The organism is Streptomyces sp. GL_140 (genome assembly GCF_057834465.1).
Genome location: NZ_CM174404.1, coordinates 3,651,166 through 3,673,810, shown reverse-complemented (window position 1 = coordinate 3,673,810; position 22,645 = coordinate 3,651,166). Strand labels below are relative to the sequence as shown.

At 68.9% G+C, this 22,645-nt stretch carries 20 protein-coding genes; 3 read left to right on the top strand and 17 right to left on the bottom strand.

What is annotated here, in order from left to right:
- Positions 1-13 precede the first annotated feature (13 nt).
- The 9 genes from AC3IYJ_RS16935 to AC3IYJ_RS16895 all read right to left on the bottom strand — a co-directional run bounded on the left by AC3IYJ_RS16935 (position 14) and on the right by AC3IYJ_RS16895 (position 6,800).
- Positions 14-868 carry a helix-turn-helix domain-containing protein gene (locus tag AC3IYJ_RS16935; protein WP_489402123.1) on the bottom strand — a complete coding sequence of 285 codons (855 nt, stop codon included), beginning with the start codon at positions 866-868 and terminating at the stop codon, positions 14-16.
- Between the two features lie 10 nt (positions 869-878).
- On the bottom strand, positions 879-1,397 hold the full coding sequence (locus AC3IYJ_RS16930; RefSeq protein ID WP_489402122.1) for a DUF6879 family protein: 519 nt from the start codon (positions 1,395-1,397) through the stop codon (positions 879-881).
- Positions 1,378-1,785, bottom strand: a complete 408-nt coding sequence (locus tag AC3IYJ_RS16925) for a hypothetical protein (protein WP_489402121.1) — start codon at positions 1,783-1,785, stop codon at positions 1,378-1,380. The genes AC3IYJ_RS16930 and AC3IYJ_RS16925 overlap by 20 nt, the downstream gene beginning before the upstream one ends.
- 172 nt (positions 1,786-1,957) lie before the next feature.
- The gene (locus AC3IYJ_RS16920; protein WP_489402120.1) at positions 1,958-3,340 is read right to left on the bottom strand and encodes a UDP-N-acetylmuramoyl-tripeptide--D-alanyl-D-alanine ligase; all 1,383 of its coding nucleotides are present in this window, start codon (positions 3,338-3,340) and stop codon (positions 1,958-1,960) included.
- Positions 3,341-3,348: 8 nt separating this feature from the next.
- Positions 3,349-3,972, bottom strand: a complete 624-nt coding sequence (locus tag AC3IYJ_RS16915; RefSeq protein ID WP_489402119.1) for a cysteine peptidase family C39 domain-containing protein — start codon at positions 3,970-3,972, stop codon at positions 3,349-3,351.
- 18 nt (positions 3,973-3,990) lie between these two features.
- A complete protein-coding gene (locus tag AC3IYJ_RS16910) occupies positions 3,991-4,956 on the bottom strand; it encodes a D-alanine--D-alanine ligase family protein (protein WP_489402118.1) in 966 nt (321 codons plus the stop codon).
- 122 nt (positions 4,957-5,078) lie between these two features.
- Positions 5,079-5,516 (bottom strand): helix-turn-helix domain-containing protein, encoded by a 438-nt coding sequence (locus tag AC3IYJ_RS16905; protein ID WP_489402117.1) that lies wholly within the window; start codon positions 5,514-5,516, stop codon positions 5,079-5,081.
- 32 nt (positions 5,517-5,548) lie between these two features.
- Positions 5,549-5,770 (bottom strand): DUF5999 family protein, encoded by a 222-nt coding sequence (locus tag AC3IYJ_RS16900; RefSeq protein WP_489402116.1) that lies wholly within the window; start codon positions 5,768-5,770, stop codon positions 5,549-5,551.
- 535 nt (positions 5,771-6,305) lie between these two features.
- Positions 6,306-6,800, bottom strand: coding sequence for an ATP-binding protein (locus tag AC3IYJ_RS16895; RefSeq protein ID WP_489402115.1), 495 nt, complete (start codon positions 6,798-6,800; stop codon positions 6,306-6,308).
- A gap of 318 nt (positions 6,801-7,118) precedes the next feature.
- On the opposite strand from AC3IYJ_RS16895, the gene AC3IYJ_RS16890 reads away from it, so the two are divergent.
- The 3 genes from AC3IYJ_RS16890 to AC3IYJ_RS16880 all read left to right on the top strand — a co-directional run bounded on the left by AC3IYJ_RS16890 (position 7,119) and on the right by AC3IYJ_RS16880 (position 9,168).
- Positions 7,119-8,036, top strand: a complete 918-nt coding sequence (locus tag AC3IYJ_RS16890; RefSeq protein WP_489402114.1) for a helix-turn-helix domain-containing protein — start codon at positions 7,119-7,121, stop codon at positions 8,034-8,036.
- Positions 8,036-8,239 (top strand): DUF397 domain-containing protein, encoded by a 204-nt coding sequence (locus tag AC3IYJ_RS16885; protein ID WP_489402113.1) that lies wholly within the window; start codon positions 8,036-8,038, stop codon positions 8,237-8,239. The genes AC3IYJ_RS16890 and AC3IYJ_RS16885 overlap by 1 nt, the downstream gene beginning before the upstream one ends.
- 146 nt (positions 8,240-8,385) lie before the next feature.
- Positions 8,386-9,168 carry a glutamate racemase gene (locus AC3IYJ_RS16880; protein ID WP_489402112.1) on the top strand — a complete coding sequence of 261 codons (783 nt, stop codon included), beginning with the start codon at positions 8,386-8,388 and terminating at the stop codon, positions 9,166-9,168.
- A gap of 42 nt (positions 9,169-9,210) precedes the next feature.
- Here AC3IYJ_RS16880 and AC3IYJ_RS16875 read toward each other — a convergent pair whose 3' ends face one another.
- The 8 genes from AC3IYJ_RS16875 to AC3IYJ_RS16840 all read right to left on the bottom strand — a co-directional run bounded on the left by AC3IYJ_RS16875 (position 9,211) and on the right by AC3IYJ_RS16840 (position 22,571).
- The gene (locus AC3IYJ_RS16875; protein ID WP_489402111.1) at positions 9,211-9,492 is read right to left on the bottom strand and encodes a hypothetical protein; all 282 of its coding nucleotides are present in this window, start codon (positions 9,490-9,492) and stop codon (positions 9,211-9,213) included.
- Positions 9,489-10,241, bottom strand: coding sequence for an N-acetylmuramoyl-L-alanine amidase (locus AC3IYJ_RS16870; protein ID WP_489402110.1), 753 nt, complete (start codon positions 10,239-10,241; stop codon positions 9,489-9,491). Before AC3IYJ_RS16870 ends, AC3IYJ_RS16875 begins: the two co-directional genes overlap by 4 nt.
- 56 nt (positions 10,242-10,297) lie before the next feature.
- A complete protein-coding gene (locus tag AC3IYJ_RS16865; protein ID WP_254386827.1) occupies positions 10,298-10,657 on the bottom strand; it encodes a hypothetical protein in 360 nt (119 codons plus the stop codon).
- Positions 10,658-10,775: 118 nt separating this feature from the next.
- Positions 10,776-14,681 (bottom strand): hypothetical protein, encoded by a 3,906-nt coding sequence (locus tag AC3IYJ_RS16860; RefSeq protein WP_489402109.1) that lies wholly within the window; start codon positions 14,679-14,681, stop codon positions 10,776-10,778.
- 1 nt (position 14,682) lies between these two features.
- Complete coding sequence (locus tag AC3IYJ_RS16855; protein WP_489402108.1) at positions 14,683-15,771, bottom strand: hypothetical protein; 1,089 nt, start codon at positions 15,769-15,771, stop codon at positions 14,683-14,685.
- A 2-nt stretch (positions 15,772-15,773) separates the two neighbouring features.
- On the bottom strand, positions 15,774-16,706 hold the full coding sequence (locus AC3IYJ_RS16850; protein ID WP_489402107.1) for a hypothetical protein: 933 nt from the start codon (positions 16,704-16,706) through the stop codon (positions 15,774-15,776).
- A gap of 25 nt (positions 16,707-16,731) precedes the next feature.
- Positions 16,732-17,625, bottom strand: a complete 894-nt coding sequence (locus tag AC3IYJ_RS16845) for a phage tail family protein (protein WP_489402106.1) — start codon at positions 17,623-17,625, stop codon at positions 16,732-16,734.
- A complete protein-coding gene (locus tag AC3IYJ_RS16840; RefSeq protein ID WP_489402105.1) occupies positions 17,622-22,571 on the bottom strand; it encodes a phage tail tape measure protein in 4,950 nt (1,649 codons plus the stop codon). The genes AC3IYJ_RS16845 and AC3IYJ_RS16840 overlap by 4 nt, the downstream gene beginning before the upstream one ends.
- Between the last annotated feature and the right edge of the window lie 74 nt (positions 22,572-22,645).

Sequence of the window (22,645 nt, the reverse complement as noted above, 5' to 3'; positions counted from 1 at the left end):
GGCTTGCAGCCGGTCATTCAAGTGCGTTGATCGCCTCGGTGATCAACGCGCGAGCTGCCTTGCCGTAGACGGCGATCCGGGCGAGCTCCGAGAAGATCCTGGCGTAGGTGGCCACTTCGGTCGGCTGGACCAACGTCACCTCGGCGGAGGCCAGTTCAATGACGACGCGCTCCCCGTCGTACACCCAGAATCCCTCGTTGGGCCACATCACCCGCTGCGCGCCCATCGGGATCACGCCCAGGCTGACCTGCTGCCACAGCGAGACGGTCATCAGGTGCCCGAGCTGGGCGGCCATGGTCTCTGTGTCCCCGAAGCGGGCTCGGAGCGCGGTCTCCTCCACCACGATGCCGAACTGGCGCCCGGCATCCCGAAGGACGGCGGCCTTGCGGACAGCACGCACCTCGGCGGCTTGCTCGGCATCATCAGGGATGTTCCAGAAATCGATGATCCGGCCCATGAGGGCCCGCGCGTAGGCGGGTGTCTGGAGAAGGCCAGGCACCACGCCCGGCTCGTAGATACGGAAGTGACGGGTGCGCTCGTAGCGTGGCAGAGCAGCCTCCTGCACCGGGGCGAGACCGTCACCGAAGACGCGCCGCCACTCCACGTACATCTCTTCAATGCTGCTCGCTGTCGCCAGCAGATCCGCGTAGTCCTCCGGGGCTCCGCAGTACTCCGCGTAGGTGAGCAGGTCTTCCTCGGTCGGCGACGACACAGCGGTCTCGAGTCGGGAGACCTTCGACTCGCTCCAGCCGGCACGGGCCGCGAAGGCCCGTGCCGTCTTGAAGCCGCCCGCTCGGCGCAACTCGCGCAGGCGCGCCCCCAGGCTCCGACGGGCCTCATCTACTGCGGGGAATGGGGACGCGGCCATGGGAGGAGGGCTAGCTGGGCTTGTAGTCGGCGTGCGGGACCGCACGCTCCCACACGGCTTCGAACGAGCGGCGGCAGAGGTCCAAGACCACAGGATCGGTGGTCAGCTCCCGCCACTCCGGCTTGATCGTCCCGTCGCCGGCGAAGTGCTGAACGAGGACCTGGGAATCGTCGAAGATCCAGAAGTCGTTGCCCGGGAAGCCGATGCCCGTGGTGTTGCGGCGCGACAACCACCGAATGTCCTCACCCGCGGACACGTTGGCGTCGGAGATGAAGTGCTCCCAGCGGATGTAGTCGCTCTCGGGGGTGCAGAACAAGCGGGCTCTTCGGATAGCCACCCCACGAGCGGTGGTCTCCCGCACCAAGCTCAGCCAGGCCTGAAAGTCTTCGTCATCGGCAAGGAGATCTTCCCGCGAGCCGTCCCGCCACGCATCGAATGCGGGATCGGGCATGTAGGCATCCCGCATCTCCAGATGGACGGCGGAGTGCTGAGCGGAGGCCAGGAGCTCCCTAAACGTCGGCGGCGCCACGATCCTCCTTCTCGAAGAAGGCCACCATCCTGCGGGGCAGCTCGATCACGTCCTCGTGATCGGGAAGGGAGAGCTGGGCACGCCTCTCGGTGTCCAGGACCTTCCGGCCCTGCACCATGTAGGTGTCGCGCTCTTTGTCCAGGTAGATCGTGGGGCTGTCGCTCGCCTCGGGGCTCTTGCCACGGTCTTCCTGCTCGAAGAAGGCCACCATCCTGCGGGGTAGCTCGATCACGTCCTCCTGGTCGGGCAGCCCGAACTGGGCCCGCCATTCGGTGTCCAGGACCTTCCAGCCCTGCACCACGTAGGTGTCGCGCTCGTCGTCCAGGTAGATCGTGGGGCTGTCGCCCGTCTTGCTCTCGGGGTCCTTGCCAAGCATGCGCAGAGCCATGGTGCCCTCCTCGCTCGGGGTGCTGCCGGGTCACTCGGGTGAAATCCTTGCACTGAACTCACCTGTAACGCACGAAAATTGCGCCAGTTTGCAGGCGGCGGCATTTCGCCGAAAACGGACACGACTGGGCCCCGCTGCAGAACAAGCGCAGCGGGGCCCAGTCGGACGGCTCCTACATCGCAGAGGCGCCGGCGAGCTCCCGAGCTACCGCTTCGAGCCCGAGCGAGTTGGCACCCTTGACCAGGACCACGTCACCGGGCCGCAGCAGACGCTGGATCTCCTCGACCAGCGGCACACCCTGGTCGGCCTTCGAGGCGGTGAGTCCCGCGGCCTGCATCGCAGCCAGCATCCGATCCATGTGGGTGCGGCCGATGCCGATCACCTCGGCCGGACCGAGACGGACCACGTGCTCGGCCACCTTGTCGTGCCAGGCGTCCGCCTCGTCGCCCAGCTCCGCCATCTCCCCAAGGACCGCGACTTTCCGGCGAGTCGGCCCGGCGATGTCCCCGAGGGCGACGAGCGCGGCGACAACGGATTCCGGGCTGGCGTTGAAGGCGTCGTTGATGACGGTGACCCCGTCCGCCCGCGTGGTGACCTCCATGCGGCCGCCGCTGGAGATCTCCGCTTCGCGGAGCCCCTGGGCGATACGGTCCGCAGGGATTCCGGCTGCGATGGCGGTGGCAGCGGCAGCCAGGGCGTTCAGCACGTTGTGCCGGCCGTGGACCCGCAGGTCGATCCGACGCCGCGTACCTCCGTGGACGAGCACGAAGTGCGGGCGCCCGTCGAGCTGGACACCGACCTGCTCCGCGCGGACATCGCAGTCCTCACCGAACCCGAAGGTGATGACCGTAGCCTCGGTGTCCCCAGCCATTCCGAGTACGAGGGGGTCATCCCCGTTGAGGACGGCGATCCCGTGCGCGGGCAGGGCCCGGACGATCTCGGCCTTCGCGTCGGCGATGACCTCGCGGGAACCGAACTCCCCGATGTGCGCGGAGCCCACCCCGAGCACGGTGGCGATGGACGGCCGGGCGACATCGCACAGGCTGTCGATGTGTCCGAGGCCGCGAGCGCCCATCTCCAGCAGGAGGTACCGGCTGTCCTTCTCGACCCTGGAGACGGTGATGGGGAAGCCGATCTCGTTGTTGAACGAACGAGGCGTCGCCACGGTGGGGCCGTCCAGCTCCAGGATGGACTTCAGCAGGTCCTTGGTGCTGGTCTTGCCCGCCGACCCGGTCAGCCCGATAACCGTGCCGGTGTAGGCGTCGGCCACACGCTTGGCGATCTGGGACATCGCGGCCAGTACATCCGGTACCACGAGGGCAGGAGCGCCGACGGGGCGGTCCGCGAGGACGGCGACAGCGCCGGCCTTCACAGCCTGCGCGGCGAAGTCGTGCCCGTCGAGCGTCTTGCCCTTGAGGCAGCAGAACAGGCTGCCGGGCGTGATCTCGCGGGAGTCGAATACCAGCGGCCCGGTGATGTGACTGCTGTGATCGTCAACGACGTCGAGGTGCCCGTTGGTGACGAGGGCGGCGATTTCCAGAGAGAGGGGGATCACGGGTGCTCCTACTGTGCGGGGCCCAGGACGACCCCCCGTCCGGCGAAGAACCGGCCGAGGTCCCTCCTCGGGACCTGGTGGAACTGCTGTGACTGCTCCGGGAACCCGGAGGGGTTGTGGATCGCGATGTGGTCGGGACCGGCGCCGACGGCGAGCACCAGGTGTCCGCCGCGCTGTGCCGGGCTGGGGTCGAGGGTTCGGATGGTCTTGTGCACGGAGAGCAGCACCAGGCGCCCGCGGGATACCTCGGCGTCCACCTCCTCGACCGACAGCTGGGGCCTGGCCTCGGCGAACAGGCCCCAGCGGGAGGCCACCCACGCGGCGAACGGTGCGTAGATCAGCCCGTGCACCTGATCGCCGTCGCGTACGTACGCTCCGGCATCAAGGGCCTCACGGACCAGCGGCACCGACGCGGGCACAGGCTGCCCGAAGTGCCCGAGCGCCATCCGTAGGCACGCCATGCCGCACATCCGAGGCGCCCAGAAGGCGTACTCCTCGGCCGTGTCGGCGCCGGATGACTCCCACAGTGGATCATCGGCAGCCGAAGTGGTGCCCGAGACGAACTCGGGCACCAGGGCCGACGACTCCCACTGGGAGAAGTAGGGGACATGGTGGGTCGTGGCAGCGGTCATGCCCCCACTCTGCCGCCGTCAGGGAACGTACGAGACCTTCGTGAACGCCGTGTCCAGCACTGCCTTGATCAGCTGGACGTACGAGACGCCGGCCGCAGCGGCCATCGTGGCCAGGTTCCCGGCCTCGCTGAGCCCCGGAACGGTGTTCACCTCCAGCACCGGGCAGCGGCCGTCCTCGCCGATCAGGAAGTCCACCCTGCTCACCCCGTGCGCCCCGATCAGCCGGTGTACCTGCAGCGCGGTCTCCACCACCCGCTGCTCCACTTGCTCCGGCAGCTCGGCCGGGCACGTCTCGTGGCGAAGGCCCCGGTCGTGCTTGGCCTCGTAGTCGTAGAACGCTCGATCCGTCTCGCAGGTCAGCAGAGGCAGCACGACGGGGCCGCCCTGGTCGAGGATGCCGACCGTGCACGGGATGCCGTCGATGTACTCCTCGACCATGTACTCGGCGTACGGCTGGTCGCGCCGCGCCCGCAGCAGCTCCGCCAGCTCCTCCGCGGTGCGGGCGATGCCGGCGCCGAGGCTTCCCCCGCCGCCCGCGGGCTTCACGAACACCGGATAGCCGAGGTTCAGCTCGACCGTCGTCAGGGTGGTCTCCACAGAGTGCTCCGTCAGCACCGTGATGGACTTGGGGGTGTCGATGTTCCGGGCCGCGAGCAGGGTCTTGAACGTCGGCTTGTGCATGCCGAGCGCGGAGGCCAGGACACCCGAGCCGGTGTACGGGATACCGAGCTGTTCCAGGAGGCCCTGAATCTTGCCGTCCTCACCGCCGAGCCCGTGGCAGGCGAGCAAGGCGACGTCGATGCGTTCCCGCAGACCTGCGCCGAGCTCGCGAACGTCGCCCAGGTCGATCATCTCGGCCCTCATGCCGGCGCCCGACAGCGCCTTGAACACGGCCTCGGCGCTCGCGATGGACCCGGGCCGCTCGGGAGAGTCTCCGCCGTACAGGACACCGATCCGGCCCCCGTAGTGGGAATGGTCAGACATGTACGCTCCTCGTGATTGGGGTGCTGCTCCGATCGGAGGCGTCCCGGCCCGGTGCCGTGCCCGCGTACGCGGTGGAAGGCTGAGCGGGCCGCATACCCGCGCCGGGACGCCGTGGATGCCCCTTACGGGGCTGACTGCTGGACGGTCTGTTCGTAGGCCGTGAGGTGCCCCATCGCCCACGCACGCTTGATCGCGTACGCAGGCCTGCCCGTAGCGTCCAGGGCGGCCAGAAGATCGCCGTACGTCTCGCGCAGGCGCCACTCCGTCCATCTCACCTGCGCCTGCATGTCCACGACCGTCAGCCCCTCCGCCAGGTAGCCAAGTACGAGGACCTGCTCCTCGGACAGCGGCACGGGCGGTTCGGGGTTGGGCCTGGACAGCTGACCCGACGCATAGGCCTGGTGGACCAAAGCGGTGGTGCGCACCGAGCCCGTCTTGAGCCGGGCGAACTTCAACCGGGACTGGACCGTCCCGGGCCTGACGGACAGGCGACGGGCTATCGCCTGGATCTTCAGTCCCTCGGCCGCCAGACTCACCGTCTGGACTTCGCGCTCGGTCAACCCGAACTGTGTAGAAGGACGCGCTGTGCCCGTCATGCCGCCCCGTCCAGAACGACACGTTTCGGCGAGGCGATGATCTGTCCGTCGGGCAGAAGCATCGCGGCGTCGTCGTCGAATTTCACGACGCCGTTGCACAGAAGGTTCCAGCCCTGTTCGGGGTGCGCGGACACGATCTGCGCCTCTCCCCGGTTGCTGTCCTCAGCCCGCGGACACGGGGGAGAGTGAGGACAGGCCGGGGGTGGGAGCTGATCCACAAGAACGCCTTTCTGGCTGAAGGCTGCCCTGGGGCAGCGGGGGATGAGGGTGTCGGCGCAGGTCCGTCGCACCCGTGCTGCCGGTCTCAGGGGGCGAGGGTCAGCAGACGCAGGGCAACCCAGACGACGACGTACCCCGAGTAGAGGGCCATCGCGCATGAGGTGCCCGGTCCGAAGCCCGAGCGGTCCAGAATCCGAAAGGGATGTCGGACCGCGACCCGGAGCCGGGGAAGCCTCTTCGTTGGTGAGCGCCGGGCTCCCTGAAGAAGGGCAGCACCGTCAGAAGTTGGGCTGTGGCGTAAGGACACGTCAGGCGTCCGGCGTCGGGCTGGCTTCCGACCGCGGGCGTCGCTTGTACGTGGACCACGGGCCGGGCTCACTGGCCGGCCGCATCTGTCCTGTCTGGGGTTGCTCATCAGCCTGTGCGAAATGCGGCATGGGCTGGAGATCCTGCGCTCTGGCCCATGCGGTTCGTGGGCTACGGACCTCTAATCGTCCGGAGTGCGCGGAGGGCCGTAAGTCGTCGTCGTCAACCTCAAACACTCTGTCTCTCCTTGGAGATGGGGAAGGTGCACCAGGTGGTGGTGCCGTCTTGGCTGAACCCGAGCTTGCCGCCGGTGCTGCGGACCGTCTGAAGCACGATCCGCATTCCCCGTCCCCTCTCGGACGAGGGGTCTGCCGTGCGGACACGGGGGAGCTCCGAACTCCCGTCGCCGACGGCCAGCCGGAGGAGATCACTCTCGACACCGAGGCGGAACGTGATGACGGGGCCGCATCCGTAGCGCAGAGCGTTCGTCACCAGCTCGGAGGTCACCAGCTCCAGCGAGTCGATCAGGTCCTCCTGGCTGGCCAGCCGGAGCCACGCCTTGCACAGGAGGCGGGCGCGTCGGGGGAACATCGCGTCCACGTCGTCCACGGCGCCGGAACCCGCCCGTCTGCCACGGACCTTGAACTCAAGGTCAATGGCGCTCGGGAACAGGCGTCCTGTGCTCGTCGCCGGGTTCTCGTCGGGGGTATTGCGAAACGGCATGCCGCACCTCGTCTTGGTCGGTCGCGGTTCCGGGCAGCACGCGGCCCTGAGCTGCTGGAGGGCGCGCCACACACCGAGGTCACGCTGAGTCGATTCACTCGAACCCAACGTGCTCAACGGGGAACAGCATGGCAGCGCAACGGCTACGGTGGAAGCCTCTTCGCAGAATTCTGTGAGACTCCTTTCGTCTTCGAACTTCCGTGCACACACAGGCAGTTGCAGCTAATCGCGGAACATTCCGCGAAATGGCGGAAGGCGCGTTGCGCAGCTCGAATGTCCGCCGTCAGACTGTGAGGCGACACGTAGGGGAGGGTGATCGTGAACGACCTCAGCTCGACGGCTGGTACAGGGGCTTCAGAGGGGCCCGTCATCGAGTCCGCTTCGCCCGCGCTCTGCCGAGTGCAGCTGGGCGTGGAACTGCGGGCCGCACGTACATCGGCTGGGAAGTCCGCATCCGAAGTGGCCCGCCACTTCTCCTGGGCGCCCTCGAAGCTCACACGGCTCGAAACGGCGGACAACGGGATAGTCGAGCCCGCCGATGTCGCCGCCCTGTGCGCGCTGTACGCAGTCCCGCCGGAGAAGGCCGCCGAGCTCGGCGGCTACGCAACGGTGACCAAGACCAAAAAGGACTGGTGGCAGCGCCAGGACGTGCGGGACGTCATCCAGCCCGGATTCAAGGCGTACTTGGGGCTGGAAGCCATCGCCGATCGTCTGATCAGCTACGAGTCCGAATACGTGCCCGGCCTGCTCCAGACCAAGGAGTACGTCCGGGCGATCATGGGACGGGCCAACGAGGGGCAGCCGGCCGATCAGCTTGATCTCAAGATCGCAGTCCGCATCACCCGGCAGGAAGTCCTCCGTCGCCAGGCCTCGCCGCCCGAGTTCACCGCGATCATCAACGAGGCTGTCCTCCGGCGACGGGTCGGCGGCCGGGACGTCATGCGGGCCCAACTTGCGTACATCGCCGAGGTCGCTGAGAGCATGCCTCACGTGAAGGTCCAAGTCATCCCGTTCGAACTCGGGGCTCACCCGGGGATGAACGGCAGCTTCACGTTCATGAAGTTCAGACAGCCGCTCAAGTCGATTGTCTACATGGAGAGTCTGGCCGGCGCCGGGGTATCCCGGCGTGACCAGGACGTACGCAAGTACGAAGCCGCAGTCCGTGACCTGCAAGCCATCGCCCCAGGGTATGAGGACTCCCTGGGCATGATCAGAAACGCCTGTAAGGAGTACTGATGTCCATCCGTGCCGACGAGCTGTCCGTCGACTGGTTCTCGTCCAGCTACAGCAACGACCAGGGGGGCAACTGCGTGCAGGGAGGCCGCTGCAACAACGGCGACATGGCCGTCCGGGACTCCAAGGTGCCGAACGGAGACGCCTTCCGCTTCCAGCCCGCGGCCTGGCTGCCCTTCATCGAGCACGTGAAGCGCGCCGGCTAACCCACAGCGTCCACGCCTACGACTGGGCCGCCCTCCTCAAAACAGGTGGGGAGGGCGGCCCCGGTCAACTCTGGACTGCGTTCCAGCCTGCGGCAACCGTTCACGACGTCCCGGCCGTGGTGTCGGGTAGACCGCCGAGGTGACCCTTGAAGATCGCGCTCATCGACTCCGGAATCGGCCTTCTCGCGGCAGCAGCTGCTGTAAGGCGCTTACGGCCCGACGCCGACCTGATCCTCTCCTCCGACCCGGACGGCATGCCCTGGGGGCCACGGACCGCCTCCGACCTCCGGCAGAGGGTCCTGGAAGCCGCCCATGCAGCCGCAGCCCATAGCCCAGATGCTCTGGTCATCGCCTGCAACACCGCCACGGTGCACGCGCTGTCCGCCGTGAAGGCGGCACTCGAACCGGCGATCCCCGTCATCGGGACGGTACCCGCGGTGAAGACCGCGGTCGCGACTGGTGGACCCGTCGCGATCTGGGCCACACCAGCAACCACCGGCAGCAGATACCAAACCGCCCTGATCCACCTGCACGCAGCTGGAGTTCAGGTCACCCAGATCGCCTGCCCGGGACTCGCGGACGCAGTCCAGCACGCCGACTCGTCCGCCATCCAGGAGGCGGTAGCCGACGCCTCCCGGCGAACACCAGCCGGTGTCACCGACGTGGTCCTCGGCTGCACCCACTACCAGCTCGTCGCCAACCAGATCCGAGCATCCCTACGGCGCCCCTCCCTCGTCACCCCGATCCTGCGCGGCTCTGCCGACGCGGTCGCCGCCCAGGCCCTGCGCCGCCTGAACGGGCGACCCGGCTCGGCCGCCGCCGGAGCAGGCCGCCTGACCGTGCTGCTCAGCGGCCGCCAGTCGCCGCTTCCCGCCGCCGCCCTCGCCTACCCCGCCGGCGCCTACATCTCGACACCGGCCCACGCCTGAGGAAGCGGCGAGGCCCCCGGAATCCCGAGGGCCTCGCCTTGATCAGTCGTCCACGACGGTCAGCTGTCCGCCGCCCGGACTGGTGCTCGTGGGCGGATCACTGCGGTACAGCCAGTTCGGCAGCAGGTTGTGCACGACGGGCAGCGCCATCACCCGGGTGACGGCACCGGCCACCGCGAGGGCGACAGCGACGCCCGCAGCGGTCTGAGGAATGCCCGCTGCGTCCACGATCAGCGGGAAGCCCGCCGCCAGACCCAGAAAGGTCTGGAACACCGTACGGATCGTTCTCTGGTTCGCATCGAACGCGGTGCGCGACTTGGTCACTTCGGTACCTTCAGCTTCTGGCCGGGGTGGATCACGTAGGGGGAGAGAATGTCGTTCTCGCGCGCCAGGGCGAGCCAGTTCACGCCGAGCTGCTGTCCGATGCCGGACAGGGTGTCACCGCTGCGAACGGTGTAGAGGTCGGAGCCCCCACCGGGCGACCCCGCGAGGCGTCCGGCGATGCGCTGGCGCAGGCCCGACATGGCGAAGCCCTTCGGGTCGACCTTGCCGGGCTGCCACTCCTTGTGCCCGATCACGCTGGCCGCTCCCCACTTGTGGGCACGGCAGATCGCGGCGGAGACCTTCTCGATGGCCTCCAGCTGCGCCCCCGGCCAGGGATCCGCGCCGTCGCCGAGGTTCTCGCACTCGAAGCCGTAGAAGGCGGTGTTGCCATCGGCGTCTGCTTCGTTCGCCGCCGGCAGTGCCCGTTCCGCGATCACTGCGGCCAAAACGTCGGAGTCGCCGGCCCCGGCATGATTCGCCCGGCCGTTGCCGACCAGGTAGACGGTGCCGTCCTTGGCGATGACACCGTGGCAGAGCGGACCCGGGAGGCCCGAGTAGCCGTTCTCGCAGATGCTGACCGTGTTCGCGGTGCCGGACGTCACCGTGTGGTGGATCATGACGCCGCGGACGGGCCCCCAAGGCCCCTTGTGGTTCCGGTTGTGGGTGCGCCAACCGGGGCGCTCGACGACGCGCACGCCCTCAGCGCGCAGTGCCGCCACGAGTGCATCAGCACTCAGAGGTGTAGCCATGTTCGAATCTCGGATTCTCCCGCGCCCAAGATCAAAGAAGGTAGGCGGAGCCCGCGTCAGCGAGCCGTGCCCTGCGTGACCAGCCACAGCTGGAGCACCATCAGCAGCAGCGGCGCCACGAACGACGAGAGCACCAGGCGGCGAGTTGCCGCCGCCTGCGCCTGGTCCTCGCGGCGCTGCTGCTCCGCCCGCTCGGCAACCTGGTCGTGCTCGCCGCGGAGTCCAGCAAGAGCCGCCTCGACGGCTCCGATGCGCTGCTCTGTCGCCCGCTGGTCAGCCCGGTACACGTCCTGGGTAACCACCTGGTCGAGCCGTGCCGCCAGATGGGCAAGGTCTCCACGCAGGTCCTCACGGAGCTGCGAGACCGCGCGGTGCAGCTCCCACAGCGTCGGTTCTGCGCTCGGCGGCACGGACACGGACATCACTCCTGACGGCCCCGCGCGCCTGAAGTCGATCGTACGTGCGCCGGCAGGACGCCCCTGGCGCTGACGCCCAGGGGCGGGCCCAGAGATGCTCCTGCGGCCCGCACCGCCGCTACTTCACGTACGTGACCTTCAGCTGCGGCGGGTACCCCTGGCCGACGCCGTGAGCACGTCCGTAGTACGTGCTGTCCGTGCTGTTCGGGTCCAGAGCGATCCCTCTCCACTTCGTCTCGTCGAAGACGGCCGTGATGTCGATCCACCGGCCTTCGTTGCGGCGAAACGACACGCTCATCGCCTCGCCGTCGCTGCTGAAGCTCCCCGGCCGCGCGCCGTGGCTGTGTGCCTTGATGACCGCCGTACCGCCGTCCGCGTAGTACCAGTGCTCGAAGTACACGTACAGCTGGACCTTCTCGATCTTGGCGCCGCTCAGGTCGGTGCTCAGCGATGCCGGGAAACCGACGAGCGAGGCGGTCAGACCGTTGGTGCTCGAGTAGTAACCCTGGAGCATCTGGCTCCCGTGATAGCTGCTGTACCCGCCCCGGTTGGTGTAAGTACCCGACCATGCCGCGCTGTACGTCTTCTCGTACCGCTGGGTCGCGGGCTTCGTCGGCTCCGTTCCGCCACCGGCACCACCGCGGTTGAATTCGCCGGTGTTCGCGATGGCCCGGCCGACGTCCTCGACGTACATCGTCGCCGGGAACCCGCCGCCCCCGAAGAGGGCGACGGTCCCGCCCGTCGCTCCCCACCGCCACATGAAGGTGCTGAGGAGACGGTGAACACCGGCACCCAGGGCGGCACCGGAGGCCATCAGCTCAAGGCGTAGCCGCTGCCATCCGCCACCTGCCGGGACCACGTTGCTCTGGAGCTGCTTCGAGGTGACGGTCGGGGCCGCAGTCCCGCCGTCACGGAGGAGCAGCAACAGCTCGCCTCCGCCAGCGGAAGGATCCGCGTAGGCGTCGACGACGATGCGGTACTGCCGGTCCGCTTGGAGACGGACGGGCAGCTCGATGTAGCCGGTCTCCGTATCCATGGCAGCTTGCACCCCGGCGGTCGTCGTGTGCACGGCGATGATGCCGCGCGCCAAGTCGGAGAGCTGCGTCTCCAGCTTCTCGCCGTTGACGGAGAGCACGCCAGCAACGGACAAGTCGTTGAACGCACCGTGCCCGTCCTGGTTGATCGTGGCCACGGGGACGCCGTCGTTGGCGATCGTGAGGTACTGCGGCCTCCCAGTGACCAGCGAGATCGATTCCTCACCGTCCTGGTCGTACAGCCGCAGCCCTTCGGGGCTGATCTCGGCACGGGCACCGGAGCTCGTGGACGACAGCACCAGCCGGATCACCACGTTGTCGAACGTGACCGTGCCAGCCGTCGCATCGTTGACCGCGACCCGCATACGGCCCGTGACGGTCTGAGCTGGGGCAACCAAGTTGGCGTTGCCGGACATGAACAGCCAGCCCTTGCCCGCCGCACCGCTCGCGCTGCCCACCGTGCTGTAGCCCAGCGTCGCGCCGGCCGCATCCTCCCAGCGGACGTACACCGTCGCGTTCCTGCCCACCCAGTCCGCGCTGATCTGGTAGTCGGCGGCCGCCCAGATCCGCATGCCGGGCATCGCGGCGAACTGCCCCAGGGTGTGCGGGCGGTCCGTCGGCGTGGCCGCCGTGCAGTCGACGCGCAGAGCCTTCGGGGTGTCCCGGCCGGGGGTAACGATGCTCCAGAAGGCGGTGGTGCCGACCCGCTTCAACGCGACGTCGCCCTCGAAGCTGGCATCCGCCACCAGGTTGCCGTCGACACCCAGCGCGATCTTGTCGGCCGAGATCGACCCTGCCTTGACGTGGATGGCCTCAACCGCTCCGGCGGCGATGGCCGATGCCGTCACCGAGTTCACGGCCAGCTTCTCCGCCGTAATAGCCAGCGCGGCCACCTTGTCCGCAGTGATGGAGGAGGCGGCGATCTTCTCCGCCGTCACCGTCAACGCCGCGAGCTTGTCCGTGGTGATCGAACCCGAGAACACCTTCGGCGAGGTGATCGCCCCGTCCGCGATCTGCACGCCGGCCACGATCGGCCGGACGCAGGCGTTGTCCCACCACAACGTTCCCGCCGTGCTGGCGCCGGACTCGACCCGCGCACGAGCACGGACCGCGCCGTCCGGTGCCGTGACGGTGGCTGACAAACGGGCCCACTGCCCGCGCACCGGGCTTGTCGTGCGGGCCTTGCTGTAGCTGAGGATCTTCCCGTCCGCGGCCTCCCACCGCATGTGGAAACTGACCTCCGCTCCCGCCCAGTCCTCGGAGGCGAAGTAGTCGCTGGCCAGGTAGAGCTGATCTCCAGGGGTGGCCGGGAGCAGAGTGAGGTCCACCGCGCGGTACACGGCTGTCGCGGACACGGCGTCGATGCGCAGCGACGCAGAGGACCCGTTCCCGCGGGTCTTGTCCTGGGTCGCGTAGGGGATGGCCGCCGTCAGGGCCACGGTCGGGGCGCCCTCGAAGGATGGGTCCGCGAGGATGTTCGCGGTGCCGACCACGGTCAGCTTGTCCGTGGTGATCGCGCCAGCGACGACGTGCCCGGCAGAAACCGTGGCGGCCTGGAGCTCCCGGCCGCTGATCGTGTCCGCGGCGACCTTGCCCGCCGTCACCGAATCCGTCGCGAGGGCGCCCGTCGTCACCGATCCGGCAACGAGGTTGCTGCTGTCGACGATGCCCGTCTTGAGGATCTCGACAGTGACCGCGTCCACCTGCATGATCCCGGTCGAGCTGTTCGAACCCGTCGGGGTGGACTCGTAGTTGAGGAAGAGGAGCGGCACGAGGAAGCGCACCTGGTCGTGGAGCTTGCCCGGGGCCCGCGGGTCCGGGCAAACCCCTGCCGTTCCGGTCACCCCGGCCGGCGCACGGCCGCGCAGATAGCCGGTGAACACCTGCCACCCCGAACCGGCGTCCAAGGGCGTCCGGGATGCCGCGCAGTAGTAGTGGGTGCCCGTCGAGTTGGCTCCGGTCCGGTTCACCATCGTGGTGCCGTCCGCTGCGAACCCCATCACGCCCACGTACAGGTCGTCGGTCCCCGACGCGGATGGACTGGTCGTCCGTACTCGCGCTGACACCCGGTAGAGGGTGTCGGGGTCGTACGGGATCGGAGTGGTCCCGCGCACCACGGCGTAGCCGCTGGCCTGCCCGACAGTCCGCCCGGTCGGGGCATCCGGGACACCCGTCAAGAACTCCCACTTGGCCCCGGCCCCCACCGCGACCTGAGCCCACGCGGCCGGGTCACCGAGCGCATCCACGTAGTGCTGGGTGATGCCGTCGGCCAAGGTGCCACCGATCGCGTTCAGGGTGACGGCGCCCGAGCCGATCTTGTCGCCGGTCACCGACGCCTTCGCGAGCTTCGCCGCCAACACAGCACCGTCCGCGAGCGCGGCCGTCTTCACCGCACCGACCGCGATCTTCGTGTCGGTCACGGCCTTCTCGGCGAGCTTGACCTCCGACACGATCCCGTCGAGGAGGTCCTGCCCCACGGCCTGGCGTGCCTCCGCGATCCGCGCAGCGGAGACCGGGCCGGGAATGCCGGCGGTCGTGAGCGCCACGAGCCGGACATGGCGGGGCACGTAGTCGCTGACCGCGACCGTCACCGTCGCCCCCGACGCGCCCTCGATCGTCGCCGCCGGATTCCGGACATCTACCTGCTCGTCGGCCGACAGCAGGAGATGCACCTGGACCCGGCCCAAGTTCAGCGGCGGGGCCGTCGCATCGGTGAACCCGCCATCCCAGCCGATCCGCAGTCCACCCAGCACGGGTACGACCTGCGGGACGGTGGGAGTCGGCGGAGGAGGACCGTTGAACGTTGCGACGCCGGTCGTCCCGTCGAACTGCACGCCGACCGTCCCCGTCAGGACACCTTCCTCGTCGTACACCTCGATCGCACCCGCCTCCAACGAGGAGTACGCCAGGCTCGACGTGCGGGCCTGCCCGGTGAGCCTGCGCTCAACATCCGCGAGCCGGGCGGCGATCTGTTCCAGATGGTTCGCCACATCAGCCCCCGTAGACGAATCGGTCAGCGCGAGCCAGCGACAGCGTGACCCGCTCTCCGTCGTCCCCCTGGGGAGGCCGGATCCGCCAGCCGGTGATCCGGCACCAGCCGACCCAGTTCACCCACTGGTCATGGATCCGGACCCGTACGTCGTCGCCGACCTGCCACGACCCGACGGGCGCCGACGGATGGTCGACGATCTGGATCTCGTGGACCTCGCCGAGAGCCTGCCGGGCGATGCGCTCACGGCGGGCCCGCGTAGCGAGACGGTCGTTGCCCTTCTCCGCGGGTATCTCGAGGATCCGTTCCATGCGCAGGCGCCCGTTACGCACGGCGTCGATGGCACGCCGACGCCCCCGGCCCTCGCCGGCACCGAGCGCGATGATCACCTGCGCGTACTCGTCCCCGTCGTACGTCACCGGCGCGACCGCAGAGATGTTCGCCCCGGTCGCGAACATGATGTCGGTACGCCGGGTCCCCAGGCGCGGCCACCCAAGACGGATCTGCCCGGCCGGACGGCCCTCCGAGAAGACGGTGTCCTCCGTCCACTCCGGGCCGCCCTCGATCTTCGTCATGTCCTCCACGACATCGCCCAGCACAGGGGCCTCCCACCAATCGACCTTGTACGGCTCCGCGGGCGTGCCCACCTTCGTGCGGCTCGTCGACGGGTCGACCAGCACGTTGAGATCGCCATCCGGCTGGCTCTGCGCGTAGGCCCACACATCGCGGATGACCTGGCAGGCATCCGCGTGGACGTAGGGGCCGCGCCCGTCGAGCTGCCCGTGCACGTCATGCCGGCGGTGAAGGTAGGAGCCCCAGCCGCCCGCCTCGATAGGGAACTTGTCGCCCTCCGGCTCGGCCCTCCAGATCAGCCCGCCCCACAGCACGGTGTCGTCGCGCTCCACCGTCAGCACGGTGTTCGCGGGGCTGATGGTGGAGCCCACCAGGTTCTGGAACGGAACGGGGACCTCGCCCGACAGGTCACCGGGCTCCGACAGGCCGGGCCCGAACTCGACACCGGACAGCGGAAGATCATGGACGAGCACAGCGCCGCTCAGGGCATCGTGGACTCGGTAGCGGTAGGCGGGCATGGTCAGATGCCTTCCTCGAACTCCAGGTCAGCGATGACCGTGGTGACGACGTCGGCCTGTAGGGAGCCCGCGTTGTCCTTCGTGAGGAAGACCAGGCCCTGGAGCCGCTGGGTGGTGCCCCGGATGTCGGCGGGGATGTCGATGGTGTCCGCGGCGATGGCGTTGATGCGGACGGATCCGTCCCCGTGGGTACTGCCGTCGTCGATCATGATCGACTGGCCCTGGATACCGCCTAGCCGGAACGCGGTGGAGCCCCAGATGCTCCCCATGACCTGGAGGCCGGAGATCGTCATGACGATGCGGGCGCGTCGGGCCCACGTGGGGACGCGTATGTCGAAGCGGGAGGCCGGCGGCCAGTCGGCCCAGGTGCCCGAGTTCCCCTGCCAGTTCTGATCCGCGCCCGGCGAAGCGGTGTGCAGCTGCCGCTCCCGCCTCGGGTTCGCGATGGTGCGCACATCCTTGATCATCGAGTCGGTGACGACCTTGGCGTTCGCCGGGAGGTCGATCCTGGCGAGCGCGACGGCCGTCATCCCGGCCGGCGGCTTCACCGTGTTCGCCGCCACGTTGGAGATCACGTGGAAGTACCCGATGTCGTCCTTCTCCGGGTTCCGCACTCCCTCGTACTCGGGGTCCTCGACGCGCAGCACGAGAAGGTCCGAGCGGCCCGAGACCCCGGTCGGCGCGATCGGCACGCTCTGGGAGCCCACGTTGTACTGCGTGTAGCTGCCCTGCCCCCACGCCATGGCGCCGCGGATGACCGCCGAGCCGTCACCGACGCGGACACCGATACCCGGCGTCGCGAGCTGGGTGACGCGCAGGTCGTCCGTCTCGGTGATGCCCTGAGCGCCGTGACTCAGGTCCCTCACCATCATGCGGAAAGCGCGGGCCGCGTGCGTGCCGCCGTGGACGAGGAGAGGGGGGTTGATCAGTGTCATGAGCAGGGAGTCCTTCAGGAGGTGGTTACAGGGATTTGAAGGCGGCCCGCCACGTCACCGACAGGCGGGAGGCCGAGGAGTAGCCGCGCGCGGTCCACCACAGCTCGGTGGAGCCCACCGGGATCTGGAAGCGGTCCAGCCGGGAGTCCGTCGACATGCCCACGGCGACGTTCTCGGTGCCGTTGCGCAGCGCCCATCGCGTCCCGGGCCGGGTCTCGATGTCGATGTACTCGCCGGTGGTCAGCGACACGGACAGCTGGAGGAGCTGGCTCGTCTTCGGTATGTAGATGCGGGGGTCGATGCACGGGCCGGTGATCCGCAGGGTCGGCCACGCCGGGAGGGTCCCGTCGTTACGGACCCAGCCGCGCCGCTCGTCCGGCAGCGAGATACCCGTGTTCAGCGGAGCGACCAGCGGCGCCTTCAGCCCGCCGAGGTCCTGCCGGGACAGCGACAGCCTCAGCGCGGACGTCGTATCCGCGTAGAAGCGGGGGTCGACGGCCACAAACTCGATATCCAGGGGGATCCAGCCGACAGCCGCGTTCTCCCACGACGGATCCACCCGGCGCAGTCGGCCGAAAAGGACGCGCGTCTCACGACCAGGCCACTTGATCCGCAGCGGCATCACGGCGCCCGGCGCCGTACGGGCAGCGGCAGCATCCGCGAGTTCTTGCAGGTCGGAGAGGATCTCCACGCCGGCCGCCGGGTCCCCGGGCGTCTTGATGCCGCAGTCGATACGGATCGTCCGGGCCTCGTACCAGTCGGTGCCCGCCCACGCCCCGTCCGCGCCCGGCCGTGGCACGACATCACCACGTACCGGGGCCCGGCCCAGGCCCTCGATCTCCGCCATGGGCACGCGCGTGCCGTACCCGATGACGACACCACCCAGCTCCACCTGGAAGTCTTTCAGCACGGCGGTCATCGCAGCCCCCCGCGCTGCGCCCGCCGCAGCTGGTACGCCATGGACGCAGCGATGTCGTTCGCGGAGGCCGGGCTGTTCGCTACGTGGATGGTCTGCGTACCGATCGCGGGCGACTGCTGCACCACGACGATCTGCGCGCGGCCACTTCCTGCATCCACGAGCTTGCGCGGTACCAGCCCATAGCCGAACTTCCCTGCGGTCGCACCGAGTACGGCTGTAGCTCTGCCTCGCTTCGCCGCAGCAAGCGGGATGTACGACTCGCCACCGGTCTCGGGCTCCGCGAACTTGATCAGCCCCCGGGACGCCCCGGCGCCGCCGTAGACACCCGGCTCCCAGATACCGCCGTTCGCGTAGGCCAGTCCCCGGTTCGCCTTCACCAGGTCCGAGAGGAACCGCTCGCCTCGAGCCCCTGTGCTCCGCAGCTGGGACGACGCCAGGTTCGCGACCTCGATCAGACGGTCCTCACCGAGCCCGGTCACGTCCGCGACATCGTGAATGCCACGGCCGGCACCGAGCGCACCGATCAGCTTCACCAGGTCGGTCAGCTGCTCCCCGTCCAGAGACTTGCCCGCAGCCTTCGCCGCCTCGTTCGCCTTCTCCGCCTTGCCGTGGTCGCGTACCGCCTCCTGCGCGAGGGCTTCCGCGCTCGCATCGTTCTGCTGCGCCAGCCGCTCCGCGAGCGCACCGAAGCCGTTCGTCGCCAGCTGGGTCAGGGCGCTCTGGAAGGAGGCGTTGTCCTTCGCCGCGTTCTTGAGCTGCGCCGTGTAGTCGGCCAGGCTCCCGCGGGCCGTCGCCGACAGCTGCTTGAGCTGTTCAGCCATGTCCTGCACGTAGGCGGTCGAGCCGGTGGCCATCTTCCGGGTCAGCTCAACGCCATCAGCCCCCATGTCCTCCAACGCCTTGGCCACGTCCGTGCCGGCCCGCTGGGCGACGGTGGTCAGGTTGGAGCGCCACGCCTGCGCCGTTGACACCGAGCTCCGCAGGTTCGACTCGAACAGGCCGAGGTCGAAGACTTCCTTGTCGCCCTTCTTCTTCTGCGACTTGGACACCACATCGCTGATGGAGAACCCGCCCCCGCCGAGAGGCTGGTACGACCAGTCGGACAGCCCGCCGGACGCGTTGTAGGTGACCTCACCGCCGAACCGGCGCGCCACCTGGTCGAGGATCGCCTTCGAGCGGGCCCGCTTACCGGACGCGAAGGGGATGTACGCCTCGCCCTGGGTCTCGTCTTCCGCCCACACCCGCCACTCACCGCCGCGAGCGATCTGCGCGACGTGGTTCTCCCGGACACCACCGGAGGCGTACGTGAGGATGCCGCCGCTCGCAAACTGGTAGCCATCGATGTACGGGCCCGGCTGCCGCGAGGTCCTCCAGATGTCGTTGTGGACGGTGGTCACGGTCACGGTGCGCCCGTAGATGCCGTTGATGGCGCCCTGGATGGTCGCGGCCCCGCTCGTCGCCGACCCGGTCGGCACGGTCACCGACACGTTCTTGCTGCCCGGCACCGCCTCGATGGAGAAACCGAGGTTCAGCAGCTCCTGGCGTGCGACGTCGGTCGGCGCGCTCACGATGACGGACTTGCCGCCGGGGACACCCGCGATGGCCGTCTTGACGTTCTCCAGGCTCGCGATCGTCTCCGCCGTCGACGACGACACCGCGACATGCTTCGCCCCGGGCGTCTGGCTGATCTTGGAGATCAGCGCGTCCAGGTCGGTGCGCGCCAAGTCGGTCGGCGCGGTCACCTGCACCCGCCGGTCCTTCAGGTCGGTGATGGAGAACCCGAGCTTCTTCAGGTCCTCGCGCGCCTCGTTCGACAGCGTCGCGATGGTCACCGTCTTGTTGTCGGGTGTCGCCTTCAGCGCCTGCTGCACGGCGATCAGCTCCGCCATCGACGCATCCATGCCGGCGGTCTGGAGGAGGATCGACACCTGCTCGGGCACCAGGCCCGCCGCATCGGCCAGCTTCCCCGCCTGCTCGGCCGACAGCCCGAAGCCCTTAGCCGTCGAGATCGCAGAATCACGCGCGGACTGCATCTGCTTCTGCGCCGCCTGGAGGGCTTCCGGGACGCTCTTCCCGTTGGCCTCCGCGAACTGGTACGCCGCCAGGGCCGCGTCCGCCGAGTTCGTCGACAGCCCTTGCAGTACATCGAACAGCTTCTGCCCGTTGCGCGTCACCGTGGACAGCGAACCGTCCATGTTCAGCAGGACCTTGCCGTACCCCTCAGCGTGGTCGACGCCGCCCTTCAGCGCATCGGACGCGTCCAGGACGCTGCGGTTCAGGCGGGCTTCGGCCGCCGACAGGTTCACCGACCCGCCGGCCAGGATGTTCAAGGCGTCGTGCAGGGCTCGGGCCCGGGTATCCGCATCGGCCGTACTGTCCGAGAGGCGGCGCATCGCGTCGGAGAACTTCCCGAACGGGCCCACGCTGTCGGCGGCGGACTTGGCGCCCGAGCCGGTCGCGTCCGCGAGGTTCTTGGCGTCCTTCACGGCCTGCGACATCTCGCCCTTGACCGACCCCAACGCCTCGGCGGCCTTCGCGTAGGCGACACCCTGCTGCGTGTAGGTGTACTGACCGCCACCAGAGGTGACGATCAACTCGCGGTTGGCGTCGGCGGTGCTCTGCAAGCTCTTCTGGAGGGCGTTGAGTCCGCCGTCCTGCCCGAGGTAGGCGTTGGTGAGCTGCCGGGCGTTGACCCCGGCCTTCTCCATCACGTCGACCAGGCGTGCCTTGCCGTCGAAGACCTTCGCGTCCATGACAGCCTGCGCGGCGGCCCCGCGGACGCTGTCGGTGATCGCACCGTTGGACTCCCGCAGTGCCTGGGACAGGCCGCTGATCCGCTGCTGGTGATCGGCGGCAGCCTGCGCGGCCTTCTGCTGGGAGGAGGCCAGCATGGACAAGCCGATACCGGCTGCGGCGATGGCGACACCCCACGGGCCGCCGAGCGCACCCATCAGCCCGCGGGCGGCGCCGCCCAGCCCGACGCCGATCGACCTGGCCAGACCGGATGCCGGACCCTCGGCGGCCCGGAACGCGGCGCTCATCTGCCCGACGATCGGGATGCGGGTCTGGAGCACGGCGAGGGCCGAGCCGATACGGCCCACGGACTGGCCTTGGGCGGCGGCGAGCGTGGACTGCACGCGCATCTGTTCGCCCCACGACCGGTACGCGCCGACAACCGGCCCCGACACCGTTCCAGCGAGGCGGGTCATCGTCGGAGCGACCCGGCTGGCCATCATCATCGCGATGATCGCGGTCTGTACCGGGCCCGGTAGCGCGGAGAACCCGCGCACCAGCCAGGCCACCACCTCACCGATCGGCTTGAGCGCACCGGACACGTACGAGGCCGCGCTGCTCGTCAGGTTCAGGGCGGTGACGATGATGTCCAGGGCGGTCGCCCCGGCCCCGCTCTCGCTCGCCACGTCGGACAGCGCGTCCGCGACTGGTTCGAGGCCCTGGCCCAGGTTCCTGAAGATGTCGAGAGCGGCCCGGCCGGCGTTGACCACCACGTTGATCGCCGAAGCGAGCGCGTCGAAGGCCAGGTTCTTCACCGGAGCCCCGAGGCTGCCGAGAACATCACGGACCTCGGCCAGCCCGCTCGCGGCAGCCTTCGACGCGGACGGCCTCGCCAGGGTGTAGAGGTCGTGGAGGTAGTCCAAGGCACCGGCGACGGCCGGAGTGCCCGAGCCGAGAACCTTCGTCGTCAGGCGGGTCAGCTTCTCCAGCGCGGGCGCGGCCGCCGTGTAGAGGACCTGCCCGCTGTTCTTCGCCTGGCTCTTCAACTGGTTGAGGGCACCGGCGAGGCCCTTGGTCTGGGAGGCGGCGATCTCACCGGCCGCACCGGTACGGCCGATCGCCGTCCGCATCTGGTCGAAGCTCTCGACACCCTGATGGGCGAGGGCCATCGCACCCTGGAGTGCAGGCTTACCCACGACCTTCGAGAGGGAGGCTGCGAAGTCCTTTGGGCTAAGCCGGTGCTGAGCCTTCTCGAACCCGTCGACGACGTCCCGCAGGCCCTTGAAGTTGCCCTGCGCGTCCCAGGCCTCGATACCCAGCTCGGACAGGCCCTCCTTCATCCGCTTGGTCGGCGCCGCCAAGTTCGTGAAGATGCCCCGCAGGGACGTTCCTGCCTTCGAGCCGAGGATGCCCGACCTGGCGAGCATCGCGACTGCCGACGCGGTGTCTTCCAGCGAGACCCCCAACTGCGCAGCAATGGGGCCCGTGTACGACATCGCGTAGTAGATGTCCTGGAGCCCACCGGAGGCCGCGTTCGCGCCGGCCGCAAGGACGTCAGCGGCTCGGCCCGCGTTGTTCGAGCTGAGACCGAATTGGTCCATGACGTCACCGAGATACCGGGCGGCGTCGGCAGCGGACAGATTGTCGGCTGCGGCGAGCTGCATCGCCGCCCGAGCGTTCGCGATGGACGACGTGGAGGTCTGGCCCGCCTTCGCGAGCTCCAGCATCGCGTCCGCGGCCTTCGAGGCCGAAGTGCCGGGGATCTTGAGGTCGGAGCCAAGCTCACGGGCCTTGGCCGCGGCCATGACCATCTCCTGGCCGGAGGCGTTCGTGACCGCGCCCCACTTCTGGATGGCGCGCTGGTACTCGTTGCCCTCCCGGGCGATCTCCGCGAGACCGGCGACGATGCCGCCACCGGCCACCAGGCTCCGCAGGTGGTGCGCCTCCTGCCGGGCCCCGATGAGCCCCCGCCGCAGCTGGCGCATCGACGCGTCGCCATCCGAACCGGCCTGCCGAAGAGCACGCCGTGCACCATCGGCATCGGTGGAGATCCCGCGCAGCCCGGCGGAGCCGGAGCCGACACGGCCAAGGGTGCGGTGGAGCGAATCGACATCACGGCCGAGGGACCGCAGCGCGCCGGAGGCGCCACGGATGCTGGACAGCAGTTGCGCCGCGTCGGCGCGCATCTGCACGCTGAGCGTGTAGCTCGACACCTGGCCGGTGCCCTTACTCCCCGCGCGCCTACCTCGTGCGCCCCACCGCCCCCAAGCGGTGCGTGCGGGCCGCT

Bases quoted from the DNA above. Each gene is read 5' to 3' on its own strand.
- AC3IYJ_RS16935 (WP_489402123.1), bottom strand. From the start codon at position 868: ATGGCCGCGTCCCCATTCCCCGCAGTAGATGAGGCCCGTCGGAGCCTG.
- AC3IYJ_RS16925 (WP_489402121.1), bottom strand. From the start codon at position 1,785: ATGGCTCTGCGCATGCTTGGCAAGGACCCCGAGAGCAAGACGGGCGAC.
- AC3IYJ_RS16915 (WP_489402119.1), bottom strand. From the start codon at position 3,972: ATGACCGCTGCCACGACCCACCATGTCCCCTACTTCTCCCAGTGGGAG.
- AC3IYJ_RS16910 (WP_489402118.1), bottom strand. From the start codon at position 4,956: ATGTCTGACCATTCCCACTACGGGGGCCGGATCGGTGTCCTGTACGGC.
- AC3IYJ_RS16895 (WP_489402115.1), bottom strand. From the start codon at position 6,800: ATGCCGTTTCGCAATACCCCCGACGAGAACCCGGCGACGAGCACAGGA.
- AC3IYJ_RS16885 (WP_489402113.1), top strand. From the start codon at position 8,036: ATGTCCATCCGTGCCGACGAGCTGTCCGTCGACTGGTTCTCGTCCAGC.
- AC3IYJ_RS16870 (WP_489402110.1), bottom strand. From the start codon at position 10,241: ATGGCTACACCTCTGAGTGCTGATGCACTCGTGGCGGCACTGCGCGCT.
- AC3IYJ_RS16855 (WP_489402108.1), bottom strand. From the start codon at position 15,771: ATGCCCGCCTACCGCTACCGAGTCCACGATGCCCTGAGCGGCGCTGTG.
- AC3IYJ_RS16850 (WP_489402107.1), bottom strand. From the start codon at position 16,706: ATGACACTGATCAACCCCCCTCTCCTCGTCCACGGCGGCACGCACGCG.
- AC3IYJ_RS16845 (WP_489402106.1), bottom strand. From the start codon at position 17,625: ATGACCGCCGTGCTGAAAGACTTCCAGGTGGAGCTGGGTGGTGTCGTC.